At 70.7% G+C, this 12,220-nt stretch carries 13 protein-coding genes and 1 tRNA gene; 7 read left to right on the forward strand and 7 right to left on the reverse strand.

Going from position 1 to position 12,220, the window contains the following annotated elements; genetic code table 11:
* Positions 1-2: 2 nt before the first annotated feature.
* On the reverse strand, positions 3-791 hold the full coding sequence (locus C7C45_RS07540) for an FhaA domain-containing protein (RefSeq protein WP_007454122.1): 789 nt from the start codon (positions 789-791) through the stop codon (positions 3-5).
* A gap of 205 nt (positions 792-996) precedes the next feature.
* Here C7C45_RS07540 and C7C45_RS07545 point away from each other — a divergent pair.
* The 3 genes from C7C45_RS07545 (at position 997) to C7C45_RS07555 (ending at position 3,065) form a co-directional block, all read left to right on the forward strand.
* Positions 997-1,082 (forward strand) — tRNA-Leu (locus tag C7C45_RS07545).
* Between the two features lie 64 nt (positions 1,083-1,146).
* Entirely contained in the window at positions 1,147-2,262 is a 1,116-nt protein-coding gene (locus C7C45_RS07550; protein WP_208641091.1) for an NAD-dependent epimerase/dehydratase family protein, read from the forward strand.
* Complete coding sequence (locus C7C45_RS07555; RefSeq protein WP_208641092.1) at positions 2,244-3,065, forward strand: WecB/TagA/CpsF family glycosyltransferase; 822 nt, start codon at positions 2,244-2,246, stop codon at positions 3,063-3,065. The genes C7C45_RS07550 and C7C45_RS07555 overlap by 19 nt, the downstream gene beginning before the upstream one ends.
* A gap of 67 nt (positions 3,066-3,132) precedes the next feature.
* Here the strand turns inward: C7C45_RS07555 and C7C45_RS07560 are convergent, their stop codons facing one another.
* Positions 3,133-5,004: a S8 family peptidase gene (locus C7C45_RS07560; protein WP_110562906.1), complete on the reverse strand. Its 1,872-nt coding sequence runs from the start codon at positions 5,002-5,004 to the stop codon at positions 3,133-3,135.
* Positions 5,005-5,218: 214 nt separating this feature from the next.
* Here C7C45_RS07560 and C7C45_RS07565 point away from each other — a divergent pair, with 214 nt between their 5' ends.
* The gene (locus C7C45_RS07565; protein WP_110562907.1) at positions 5,219-5,818 is read left to right on the forward strand and encodes a hypothetical protein; all 600 of its coding nucleotides are present in this window, start codon (positions 5,219-5,221) and stop codon (positions 5,816-5,818) included.
* Here the strand turns inward: C7C45_RS07565 and C7C45_RS07570 are convergent.
* From C7C45_RS07570 to C7C45_RS07580, 3 genes are all read right to left on the reverse strand, one after another.
* Positions 5,786-6,187, reverse strand: coding sequence for a hypothetical protein (locus C7C45_RS07570; RefSeq protein WP_110562908.1), 402 nt, complete (start codon positions 6,185-6,187; stop codon positions 5,786-5,788). The genes C7C45_RS07565 and C7C45_RS07570 overlap by 33 nt on opposite strands.
* Before the next feature lie 217 nt (positions 6,188-6,404).
* The gene (locus tag C7C45_RS07575; protein ID WP_110562909.1) at positions 6,405-6,626 is read right to left on the reverse strand and encodes a DUF397 domain-containing protein; all 222 of its coding nucleotides are present in this window, start codon (positions 6,624-6,626) and stop codon (positions 6,405-6,407) included.
* Complete coding sequence (locus tag C7C45_RS07580) at positions 6,596-7,477, reverse strand: helix-turn-helix domain-containing protein (RefSeq protein ID WP_110562910.1); 882 nt, start codon at positions 7,475-7,477, stop codon at positions 6,596-6,598. Before C7C45_RS07580 ends, C7C45_RS07575 begins: the two co-directional genes overlap by 31 nt.
* 628 nt (positions 7,478-8,105) lie before the next feature.
* On the opposite strand from C7C45_RS07580, the gene C7C45_RS07585 reads away from it, so the two are divergent.
* Both C7C45_RS07585 and C7C45_RS07590 read left to right on the forward strand, forming a co-directional pair.
* Positions 8,106-8,390 carry a hypothetical protein gene (locus C7C45_RS07585; protein WP_110562946.1) on the forward strand — a complete coding sequence of 95 codons (285 nt, stop codon included), beginning with the start codon at positions 8,106-8,108 and terminating at the stop codon, positions 8,388-8,390.
* Between the two features lie 98 nt (positions 8,391-8,488).
* Positions 8,489-8,950 (forward strand): hypothetical protein, encoded by a 462-nt coding sequence (locus tag C7C45_RS07590; protein WP_110562911.1) that lies wholly within the window; start codon positions 8,489-8,491, stop codon positions 8,948-8,950.
* A 9-nt stretch (positions 8,951-8,959) separates the two neighbouring features.
* Here C7C45_RS07590 and C7C45_RS07595 read toward each other — a convergent pair whose 3' ends face one another.
* Positions 8,960-9,664 (reverse strand): PASTA domain-containing protein, encoded by a 705-nt coding sequence (locus C7C45_RS07595; RefSeq protein ID WP_110562912.1) that lies wholly within the window; start codon positions 9,662-9,664, stop codon positions 8,960-8,962.
* A gap of 168 nt (positions 9,665-9,832) precedes the next feature.
* Positions 9,833-10,531 carry a PASTA domain-containing protein gene (locus tag C7C45_RS07600; RefSeq protein ID WP_110562913.1) on the reverse strand — a complete coding sequence of 233 codons (699 nt, stop codon included), beginning with the start codon at positions 10,529-10,531 and terminating at the stop codon, positions 9,833-9,835.
* 123 nt (positions 10,532-10,654) lie between these two features.
* Here C7C45_RS07600 and C7C45_RS07605 point away from each other — a divergent pair, with 123 nt between their 5' ends.
* Positions 10,655-12,040: a hypothetical protein gene (locus C7C45_RS07605; RefSeq protein ID WP_110562914.1), complete on the forward strand. Its 1,386-nt coding sequence runs from the start codon at positions 10,655-10,657 to the stop codon at positions 12,038-12,040.
* The last annotated feature ends 180 nt before the right edge of the window (positions 12,041-12,220 follow it).

Genomic DNA, 12,220 nt, shown 5'->3' on the forward strand with positions numbered 1-12,220 from the left:
GCTCAGCCGTCCACGCGGAAGGTCAGCGTCGTGGTGCCGAGCTGAACCATGTCGCCGGGGTTGAGTGCGACGGCGGAGACCCGCTGCCCGTTGACCATGGTGCCGTTGGTCGACCCCAGGTCGGTCAGCACGACCTGCCCCCCGTCGAAATCCAGCCGGGCGTGTCGCCGGGAGATGCCGACGTCGGGCAGGCGCAGGTTGGCCTGGTCGCCGCGACCGATCACCGTCGACCCCATCTGGAGAGGGTAGGTGCGACCGTCGCCGGAGACCAGCCGCACGTTGCGACCGCCACCGTGCCCTGGCGGCGGGCCGTAGCCACCGCCCTGGTCGTACGCGGGGTAGGCGGGCGGGCCGGCGTCGTAGCCGGGTGCCGACACCGGGGCGACCTCGCCACCGGTGTAGACCTCGGCCGTGACACGGAACATGCCCGTGTCCAGGCCCTCGCCTCGCTCGATCTCGACGATCACGTCGCCGTAGACCGTCCACGCCTGCTCGCCGATGAACTCCGCCTGCGACTGGGCCAACTCCTGGGCCAGCGCGGCGGCGTACGGCGCCAGCCGACTGTGGTCGAACGGCGAGAGATCGATCACGTAGCGGTTGGGCACCAACGTGCGCCCACCGGCCAGGATCGCCTTGTGCGCCTCGGCCTCCCGCTGCATGGCGTTGAGGATCTCCACGGGGTGGACCACCCCTTTGAAGACCTTGGCGAAGGCCCCTTCGACCAGGCCTTCCAGACGCTTCTCGAAGCGTTGCAGCACGCTCACCGGCTCCTCCTCGGGTCCCGAGGACATGATGGTATCCGGCCGGCGCGCGCGCAGCTCACACGCCGCTCGGCCGCCTGCTCTCGACCCGTTCGGAAGGGCCGGGACTGTCGTGCTAATCTTTCGTCCGCCACGAACGGTAATCGTTCGAGGCGAGCGTCTGGGACAGCGTAGTATTCCCGGGGCCGCTGGAGACAGCGGGCCGGGGCGGCTACAGTGTTCCGGGTCGTGCCACGGGGATGTGGCGGAATGGCAGACGCGCACGGTTCAGGTCCGTGTGCCCGAAAGGGCGTGGGGGTTCAACTCCCCCCATCCCCACCACCGACGAGGGCTCCGCACTACGCGGGGCCCTTCCGTCATATCGGGACGTGCCGGGCGTCACGCTATGCTGCGATGGATTCTGCCTCCGATGGACCGGGAGTGGCGTGTGAGTGTCGCGTTGGTGACAGGGTCGGGTGGCCTGATCGGCTCCGAGGCGGTCCGGCACTTCGCCGGCCTCGGTCTGGACGTCGTCGGCATCGACAACGACATGCGCCGGTATTTTTTCGGCGAGGACGGCTCCACATCCTGGAGCCTTGAGCGGCTCGGGCGCGACCTGGGCAACGCGTACACCCATTTCGCGGTGGACATCCGGGACCGGGACGGCCTGGAGCAGGTGTTCAAGAAGTACGGCTCGGACATCGCCGTGGTGATCCACAGCGCTGCCCAGCCGAGCCACGACTGGGCAGCCAAGGAGCCGTACACGGACTTCGACGTGAACGCCGGCGGCACGCTCAACATCCTGGAGAACACCCGTCGGCACGCGATCGACGCGCCGTTCATCCACTGCTCGACGAACAAGGTCTACGGTGATCGGCCCAACGGCCTGCCGCTGATCGAGCTGGAGACACGGTACGAGCTGCCCGAGGACCACCGTTGGTACGAGGGCATCACCGAAGAGATGTCGATCGACCACTCGCTGCACTCGGTCTTCGGCGCCTCCAAGGTCGCGGCGGACGTGATGGTCCAGGAGTACGGGCGCTACTTCGACATGAAGACCGCCTGCTTCCGAGGCGGCACGCTGACCGGTCCGGCGCACTCGGCGGCCGAACTGCACGGGTTCCTGGCCTACCTGATGCGCTGCGTGATGGAGGGCCGGACATACAACCTGTTCGGCTACAAGGGCAAGATGGTCCGGGACGCGATCCACTCGCGCGACGTGCTGACCGCGTTCGAGGCGTTCTTCCGGGCCCCACGTTCCGGCGAGGTCTACAACCTCGGTGGCGGTCGGCACTCCAACACCTCCCACATCGAGGCGTTCCGGATCGCGGAGGAGATCACCGGCCGCGAGGCGCGGATCAACTACGTCGAGCAGAACCGCACCGGCGACCACCAGTGGTACGTCAGCAGCATGGCCCGGTTCGAAGCGCAGTACCCGGACTGGAAGATCACATACGACGTGCCGATGATCTTGCAGGAGATCTACGAGGCCAACGTCGACAAATGGGTGCCCAGCGCATGACCTCGCGGACCAAGCGCAACGTGCTCGGCGTCCTGGTCGACGCCACCGACTACGCGACGGCCACCGATGCGGTGGTGACCGCGGCACACGAGCGGCGCCCGCTCGCGCTTACCGCGTTGGCCGTGCACGGCGTGATGACCGGAGTGTTGGACCCGGCGCACAATGCGCGGCTCAACTCCTTCGACGTGGTCACGCCGGACGGGCAGCCGGTGCGCTGGGCGCTCAACCTGCTGCACCACGCCGGGCTCACCGACCGGGTCTACGGGCCGACGCTGACCCTGCACGTGCTGTCGCGCTTCGCCGACGAAGGGCTGCCCGTCTACCTGTACGGGTCGACCGAGGAAACCCTCGCCAGGTTGATCCCGGCACTGGAGCGGATGTTCCCCGCGCTGAAGATCGCCGGGGCGGAACCGTCCAAGTTTCGTGCCGTCCAGCCGGGTGAGGACGCCGAGATCGCCGACCGGATCCGGTCCAGTGGTGCCCGGCTGGTCCTGGTCGGGCTCGGCTGCCCGCGCCAGGAAGTCTTCACGTACGCCATGCGACCGCTGCTGGACATGCCGCTGATGGCGGTCGGCGCGGCCTTCGACTACCACGCCGGGCTGCTGCGCCAGCCCCCACCGTGGATGCAGCGCGCCGGGCTGGAGTGGTTCTGGCGTCTCGGCCTGGAGCCGAAGAGGCTCTGGCGCCGCTACGTCATCCTCAACCCGGCCTACCTGAGCCGGCTCGCCGCCCAGAAGGTCGGCCTGTGGAAGGCCCGCCCGCCGGCGCCGGCCACCGAGCGGCCAGCCACCTTCTCGGTCTGATCCCGGTCCGTACGACCCGAGGCCCCACCCGGTTCGCCCGGGTGGGGCCTCGGTCATCGGAGACCGGTCAGACGGTCAGGGTCCAGGTGTTGATGTAGCCGGTGTCGGCGCCGTACACGTCGCGCACCTGAAGTCGCCAGGTGCCGTTCGCCGCCTCACTGGAGAGGTTGGCCGTGTACGTGGTGTTGACGTTGTCGGCGCTGTCCAAGCTGCTGCTGTTCTTCAGCCGGTACGCGCTGCCATCCGGGGCGAGCAGGTCGATGACCAGGTCACCACGGTAGGTGTGCACGATGTTCACCGCGATCGTCGAGCTCGACGAGGCGTTGCGGTTGCAGCCAGCGATGGTGATCGAGCTGGTCACCGCGGCGCCGGCGTCCGGGATCGACACGTCGGTGCCGTTGCTGCCGGAGCATCCGCCGCCACCCGAACCGGTCACGGTCAACGTGTAGGTGGCCGTGCGGGTGCCCGCCGCGCCACTGCCGGTGATCGTGATCGGGTAGCTGCCGGCGGGGGTGCTCGCCGAGGTGGCGATGGTGAGGGTCGACGAGCCCCCGGAGGTCACCGTCGACGGGCTGAACGACGCGGTCGCCCCGGCCGGCAGGCCGCTGGCGGAGAGGCTGACCGACTGGGCCGAGCCGGCGGTGGTGGCCGTGCCGACGGTGGCCGTCACCGAGCCACCGGGTGCGGTGGAGCCGGAGGTCGGCGACACCGACACCGAGAAGTCGTTGGCCGGCGGGGTGCCGTTCACGACGTAGAGGAGCTGGTTCGGGGTGCCGGTGCCGACGTTGGTCACCACGTTCGGGGTGGCGTTGTTGACCAGGTAGTCCCGCACCTGCTGCGGGCTCCAGGACGGATTCGCCGACAGCGCCAGCGCCGCCGCGCCGGCGACGTGCGGCGATGCCATCGAGGTGCCGCTGATGGTGTTCGTCGCGCTGCTGCTGGTGTACCAGGCCGAGGTGATGTTGACGCCCGGGGCCAGGATGTCCACGCAGGTGCCGTAGTTGGAGAAGCTCGCGGCAGCGTCGTTGTTCTGCGTCGCACCCACGGTGATCGCGGAGGCGACTCGCGCCGGGGAGTAGTTGCAGGCGTTCTGCCGAACGCCGAAGGCGTCGCCGTTGCCGGCGGCGACCGCGTACGTGATACCGGAGTTGATCGAGTTGCTGACGGCGGTGTCGATCGAACTGTTGGCGCCACCACCGAGGCTCATGTTCGCCACCGCCGGCTTGACCGCGTTCGCGGTCACCCAGTCGATGCCGGCCACCACCTGCGCGTTGGTGCCGCTGCCCTGGCAGTTGAGCACCCGGACGCCGACGATCTGGACGCCCTTGGCTACACCGTACGCCGAGCCGCCGACCGTGCCCGCCACGTGCGTGCCGTGGCCGTTGCAGTCGTCGGCGGAGCCGCCGTCCACCGCGTCGTATCCCGAGACGGCCCGGCCGCCGAAGTCGTTGTGCCCGTACAGCACGCCGGTGTCGATGACGTAGGCGCGGACGTTGGACGCCGTGTTCGGGTAGGTGTACGAGCTGTTCAGAGGCAGGTTCCGCTGGTCGATCCGGTCCAGACCCCAGGAGGGCGGGTTGGTCTGCGTCCCGTAGATGGACACGGTGTGGTTCTGCTCGACGTACGCCACCGCCGGGTCGGCGGCGATCCGCGCGGCCGCGCCCGCGCTCACCGTGACCTCGAAACCGCGCAACGCCGCGCTGTACGTGCGGGCCACCTTGCCGCCGTGGCGGCCGGAGAGCCGCCTCGCGGTGTCGCCGACCCGGTCCCGGGCCACCGCGCTGTCCTTGAGGACGACGATGTAGCTGTCCGGCACGGCGGTGGCGCCACCGGCGGCCCTGACCGCACCGGCGGGTTCGGCGGCCAGGGCCGGGGTGCCGACGGCCAGCACGGTCGCCATGGCCACCCCGACCAGTACGGACCTTCGTGGAAGACCCATCTCCTACCTCCTCTGACCGGCGGCGGAACGTGTCCACCGGCCCCAACATCAATCGACTATTGCCGATCTAGCTGAGGGTAAATCAGTGACCGGGGGGTTGGACATGTCGAAACGTCCATACTCTCCGTGGGATGCCCCCTACGGGCTGACGTCGGGGGCGAACAAGGGACCGGCCCCGATTCGCCTCGCCGCGATTCGGGAAAGACTCTCGAACATGGAGAGTCAGCTCACCATCCTGCTTCCGATTGCCGCCGTCTGGCTGGCCGCCGGCCTCGTCGCCGACGGGCTTCCCCGGCTGCACAACACTCGCGTGCTGCGCCGGCGTACCGGATGGTTGCTGGTGCTGGCCCTCACCGGTGTGGTGCTCACCACGACCGTGCTCGGCGGCGGTCTGCTCAGTGCCGGCACCGCGCCTGTCGACCGTGCCGCCGCCGGGCTCACCCTGGCCGCCGGCCCGGCGCTCGTGACGGCGGTCTGCTCGCTACGGCGGATCCGCCGGCTGCGGGCCGGGGCGGGCGCGTTCGCCAGTGCCCCGGCCACGCCCGCGCCACACGGGCTGCGCGCCGCCGCGGCCCACCCGCTCGTCGGCTTGCCACTGCAGGTGACCGCCCTGGCGACGGTGCCGGCGTTGATCGCGGCGGCCGGCACCGACCTCGGAGCCGACCCCGGTGTCACCGGGCCGGCGATCACCGTCGGCGCGCTCACGGTGCTCGCCATCGGTGTCCGACACGCGCTACGACACAGCCGGTTCACCGAGCGGGCCCAGCCCGACGCTCCGCGATCAGCGCGGACGGCCGGCCCCCTGCACGTATAGCAACTCAAGGATCGCCCTGGTCGCCTCGAACCAGCGGTCCAGCCAGCCCGGCGGTGGCACGCTGCCCCTCGGTGGCAACTCCATCAGCAGGCCGCGCAACAACGGATGGTCGGCCAGCGCACCGCTGGACTCCAGCGGCCAACCGGTCGGCGGAAACGACGGCTCGACCAGCGGGTTCGGGTCCAGCGAAGGCAGCGAGAGCGGAAGGTCCGCCGACTCGGAGGCGGACGTGTCCCGCCCATTCATGTCCTGGTCGGTCGAAACCACCTCGGTCAGCACGGTGTCCCGACGCGCTCCGCGGTACTTGCCACCGAACCGCTCCGGTTTGCCCGGACCGTTGGTGAGATTGTCTGACCCGATCGTCGTCATCCGTCTCGCCTACCTCGCTCGGTTGCCGATCGGTACGCCGGGTCGTCGACCTGCGCCGCACCGACCAGTTCAACGAGACGAGCCCGCTGTGGCGACGGGAATCCCGGCGGAACCTCGCCGACCGCCGTCGCGACGCGGACGCCCGCCCGGCCCTCCCCGGACACGGCAAGGTCCCCGTCCGGTCTGACCCGGACGGGGACCTCAGTTGACCACTCGGTCAGACCGCGCCGAACGCACCGCCTCGGGTGCCGCCGACGAAGGCGTGCCAGTCACCCGGCGCGAAGACCAGGGCTGGGCCCGCCTTGTCCTTCGAGTCCCGCACTCCGACCGCCCCCGTCACGTACGCCACCTCGACACAGTTGTCACAGTTCGGCCCGCTCTTCGAGCTCTTGAACCATGCTGCCTGCGTCAGGTCCACGGGGAACCTTTTGGTCGCCATTTCCACAACGGCTCCTCTGCCAGTTTTGCGATGTGTGCGACGGACTCCTCAGGACGTATGGCCGCAGCGCGGATGTGATCAAAGATGAAGCTGTACTTCTGCAGTTCGTCGCTCTTCTCGAGGAAGAGCCCACCCGTGGCGTTCTCCGCGTACACAACATCCGGATCACCGGGTTCAGGGAAGCTGAGGATCGTGAAAGTGCCGTCCATGCCAGCGTGTGCACCTACCTCGAAGGGCAGGATCTGCAGCGTCACGTTCGGCAACTCGGCCACCTCGACCAACCGCTTGAGTTGGCCACGCATCACCTCGTCCCCGCCTACCGGCCGACGTACCACCGCCTCATCAAGTACCACCCACAGATCGACCGGATCGTCCTGGGTCAACAACGACTGACGGCCCAGACGGACACGCACCCTTTGGTGCACCTGATCGGCGGTGAAGTCCGGACGAGCGGCGCGGATCATCGCCCCGGCGTACTCCTCGGTCTCCAAGAGGCCTGGCACGACCTGCTGTTCGTACGCCCGGATCGAACTCGCAGCCGCCTCCAGCCCGACGTACGCGCCGACGAGCACCGTGCTGTACGGATGCCACCAGCCCTTCTGTCGGGCCTCCCGGGCGATCTGCACGAGCTCGTCGCTCTCGGCACCGACCACGCCGTAGATCCGCAGCATGTCCCGCACGTCGCGAGGGGTGGCCGTGGTGTGCCCGGTCTCGATCCGGGAGACCTTCGACGCCGAGCACTCGAGCTGCTCGGCGACCACTTCTATGGTGATCCCGGCGGACTCCCGCTGGCGGCGCAGCTCGGCTCCGAGCCGCCGCCGTCTGATGGTGGGACTGCGCCGCTCACTCATCGCGCAACCCGTGCATCACTGGTCCCCGCCGCTGGTTGCTCGACCCCACTCGGGCTACCTCCGGTCGACGCGCCACTGGGTGACACCCGCCGGGGGCGCGACCGTCGACCGGCGAGCGTTCGCGACGAAGGGGGTGGTGCCGGTCCTCGGCCGGCCGCGACGGGCGAAACCGGCCCTCAGTGTGCCGTCCGTACGTGGAGGGCTTCAATAGGCCTTTCGCGCGACACGTTCGCGTATCGGCAAAAGTCGACGTGCAACTTGCATGAAGCACGTCCCTGATGCACTCTGTCCGTATGGCACGGATTACTCAGCGTCTCCGTCTGGTCCCTCGGAGTGGTGACCCCACCGAGCCGGGGAAGCCGGGCACGACGCGGGCCCGGCCGACGACACCGAGACCTGCTCCGGGGTAATGACCTCGCCGCTGCAAGCCGGCAAGCTGCGGCGGCGGGCGCGGTTCCCGGAAGCAGCCGGGTGGTGGTCGGGTGGCGGCACGTCACCAGCGGGGTACGGCCCGACCACCACCATCCGCACCACCGGTTCACGAGGCACGACCCCGTCACCGGCCGAGACGTTCCCCCGTTCAGGCACCGCCGGCGCAACTGCCGGCCAACCCTCCCCAGGAGCCCATGTGCTTCCCCGCACCGGTGACGTACTGCACGTGACGCGCGCGGCGAGTGTCCAGTTCCTCAGACCCATCAAGTTCCGGGTCATCCGGGTGCTCGACTGGCCTACCTATGACGGCTGGCTCTGGCTCGACGGCTACGAGTTGAACGCCGCGGGCGACGCGGTCAATCGACGGTCGATCTTCGTTCAGCGGGACGGGCTGCAGCAACTGCAGGCAGCCCCCGAGCCCCGCCCGCACACCGTACGGGCCCGGCGACCGGTGACCCGTACCCCGCTCCGGGTCGGCTGACCGACCCGATCCGCCGCCGGTGGGCGTGCCGTCGCCATAGAATCGGTACGCCCACCCCGGCACCGTTCCACCCGCGCGTCCAGGACCCTGACCCTGGGATGGTCATGGTCAATCAGCCCGCCCTGCGGCGGCACCACCGCTCCCGTATCGCCTACGCATTTGGACTGCTCGCCCTCCTCGGGGCCATGGCCACACTCCTGGTCCTCGTCCACGACCCGGCGATGTCGTCCACCCGGCTGGCCACACCGGTGCCCGCACCGGAGATCACCGTGGTCGACGCCGACCCACCGACGGACGACGGTCCCTCGGTACGCGAAGAACCCGACTGGCTCGGCGTCGACGACCCGAGCAGCCACGCCGGTGTCACCGACCCGAGCGGGCCGGTGGCCGGCCGTGGCGCCGGCGGCCAGTCCGATGGCCGTCAGGAACTCACCGAAGCAGCTCCGGCCGGGCACCCCGCGACGGACGTCCGCCGCTCCCTGTTCTGGTCCGGAATCTTCGGACTCGCTATCTCGCTGGCCGGCCTCGGCCTGGTCGGCACCCGCCGCCGCAGGTGGTGACCGCCGGTGTCACGGCGTACTCGACGGCGTCGGGCTCGGCACGGTCGGGCTCACCCCGGTCGAGGGGCGAGCCTGCGAAATGATCAATACCACCTCGTCGTCGGTCGACACCGGCGTGCCCGTTCCGGGCTCGGTGCCCACCACAGTCCCCGGTGGCAACTCCGACGGGCGGTACACCACCCGGAAGGCAATGCCGAGCCGGTCCAGCAACCCCTCGGCGGTGGCCTGCGGCAGGCCGGCGAGCGGTGGTACCGGCACTCCGGCCGGCTCGCTGGTGGCCGCCGGGGTGCTTGGCGACTCACTGGTCGGCCCGGCCGAGCTGGGGGATGCGCTGGTCGGTGCGGCGCTGGTGGCACTGGTCGGCGGGAGTGACGGGGTGGAACCCGGCTCGTCCCGGTCGTCATCCTGCGTGGAGAGCACCAACCAGAGCGCCCCTCCGAGCAGGGCGACAAGCAGCAGCGCGAGAACACCCCAGAGGATCGGCAGCCACCATCGCCGGCCGCCCTGCTCCTCGACGTACCACTCCCCGGCGGGTTCGGCCGACCGCGGCGGTCGGACCTCGGCCCGCCCGGACCACGACGGCGAGGCCGGCGGCTCCTCCGGTATCCGCACCGTCGGGTCGACCGGCGGGCCCGGCTGAGTGGCGGCGGAACGATCGATCGGCATGGTCTCGTCGTGCTCGCCGGCGGGCGGCTCCTGGCGGTCGTCGCTCATCGCACGTCCTTTCCCGAACCGGACGGGCGTCATGGCCCTCGACCGTCAACCTAGCCGCCCGCACCGCCATCGGTGGGGATCAGCGTGCCGAGCCGCGCCGGACGCGCTGCTCCGATCTGCGGCTGGTGGGGGCCGGGGTCGTCACGAGGATGGCCCGCGAGCCGGAGGTCAGGGAGTGGGTCTCGTGGTCGGCTGCTCCGGCGGGCCCGAACCACACCAGATGCTGACCTCGTCGTTCCAACGGGCAGGGCCGTCCTCGGCCGGCTCCTGCTTGGCGACCTTTCCGCTGCGGCCGCTGATGTAACGCGGGTACAGGCCCTCGTCGATCAGATCGTCGACGGCTTTGGCACAGTCCTTCCCGACCACGTCCGGCACCTCGGCGGTCGGTGCCGGCCCAGCCACGTACAGTTGCACAGTCGTACCCCGGGCGACCGCGGCACCCACCTCCGGTGAGGCGCTCTCGACCATACGACCCGAGCCGCTGCCGAAGACCAACTGCCAACCCAGCCGATGCTTGCGCAGCATGTCCCGGGCCTCCATGAAGTCGGCGCCGACCACCGGGGGCACGGTCAGGCCGGCCCCCTTGGTCCCGGGGGCAGAGGTCCGCACGGCGGATGGCGTACTCCGGCCGGTGCTCGGCCGGGGCGCGGTGGCCCGGCCGGTTGGCGGACCAGCCGTGGTCGCGGCCGCCAGCGGATCCCCCGAGGGGTTGTCACCATCGCCGGCCAGCAGCCAGCCACCGGTCGCACCGATCGCGGCGAGCAGCACAGCGGCCAACCCACCACCCAGCAGTACGCTGGCCCGCCCCGGACCGCCGCCCGCCCGGCCACCAGCGGCCTCCTGCTGGCCCGTGTTCGTGTCCGTCATACCGCCCACCGCCTCATCACCGGCGACCGTACCGCCCGTCGCCCAATCCGCTGCGCCGGCGGTTCATACCGGCGGGTCGGTTGCGACTCGCCGCACCGACGACGGGACGTTACGCTGCCCGGCATGGCCAGACAGGGCTGGGGAGTGTCGATCGCGACCGCGATCGGGGTCGCTGCCGGCGCGGGCGCCGCACAACTGGGCTTCGGCTACGGGCTGGGCGTCATCACGTGGACGCCCACCGATGCCGGGGCCACCGATACAGCCTGGGCCGACGGCCTCGCCTGGGCCACCTGGCTCGCCGCCAGTTCGACGGTCCTCGGGGCGGTCTGCGCACAGCGGCTACACCAACGCAACGCATCAGCGCCGGCCGAGCCGCAGGTCGACGAGGGTCCTGACTCCGCGACCTCGCCGGAGCAGCCGAGTCAAGGCGCGCACACCACCGGCACCGAGGCGACGGGCACGCACTCAGCACCCCATGACCGTGGCGGCCTGCTGCGGCGGGTGGCCCTTGCGCTCGGCGCCGGGCTCGGCGGGCTGGTCACCGTGCTGCTGATCGCCGTCCCCGCACGGGTCGCGACCGGCGCCGACACCGGAGCACCACAACGGACGGCCGCGGTGCAGGCGACGCTCGGCATCCTGATTGGTGTGCTCGTCGCGATCTGGGCGCTTCGCTCCCGGGTCGCCGCGATCAACGTGACCGCGACCGCCGCCTGGCTCTGGCTGCTCGCGGTGGTCTCGGTGATCGACGGGGTACGCGTCGGACGAGGGCTGACCGGCGCTCAACTCGGCACCTGGCAGCTCGACCCGGACCACCCGCGGTACTGGATATCCGACCAGCTCTACTGGCCCGGTGCGCTGTTGGCACTCGTACCCGCGCTGCTGATCGGCGCGCTGGCAGCCCGGTCGGCCGGGCACCGCGTCGGCGTGGCGGCCTCCGGCGCCGCTGGTCCGGTGCTCGTCGCGCTCGCCTACCTGACCACTCTGCCGCACTGGTCGACGCTGGGCCCCGCGCAGCTGTCCACCCAGCTGATCGCCCCGTACGCGGTGATCGCCGGTATCGGCGGCTCGGTGCTGGCCGCCGTCCTGGCCGAGCGGGCCGACCGGAGTGTGGCTGCCTCAGCAGCTCAGGCCGACCCGGCTGCGGCAGATCGGACCGACCCACCCCCGGCAACCCAGGGCGGCTCGACCCCGACAACCGACGGCGACCAGACCCCGACCGCTCGGGCCAACCCGGTTCCGGTCACCGGCGGCGACTCCGAGCCGTCGACCTCCGCCTCGTCGATCGGCACCACGGCCCGGCGCGGCAGGGCCGAATCCGCACCCCGGACAACCAGGGCGGACTCCCCACCGGGCGAGGCCACCGCCGCACCGCGGGTGCCCGCACCGCGTACCGAACCGAACCTCTCCGGTCCAGCCCTCCCCGCCGAACCCGGAGCAGTGGACGATCCGACGGCCACCGGTCGCCGTACCCGCGCAACCCGCCGCCCCACCCGCCCCACCACCGACTAACCCCGCCCCCCGAGACCCCACCCGGCCCCCGCACCCCGGCCCCCGGCCCCCGGCCCCCGGCCCCCGGCCCCCGGCCCCCGGCGATCATGAGGTTATTGCCCCGACACGCCGATCGAAGTGGCAATAACCTCATGATCAACGGGGTCTGGTGGGGGCCGGAGGGTTAGTCCCTGTCGCCTC

Origin of the sequence: Micromonospora arborensis, assembly GCF_003205615.1 — a bacterium.
GTDB lineage: Bacteria > Actinomycetota > Actinomycetes > Mycobacteriales > Micromonosporaceae > Micromonospora > Micromonospora arborensis.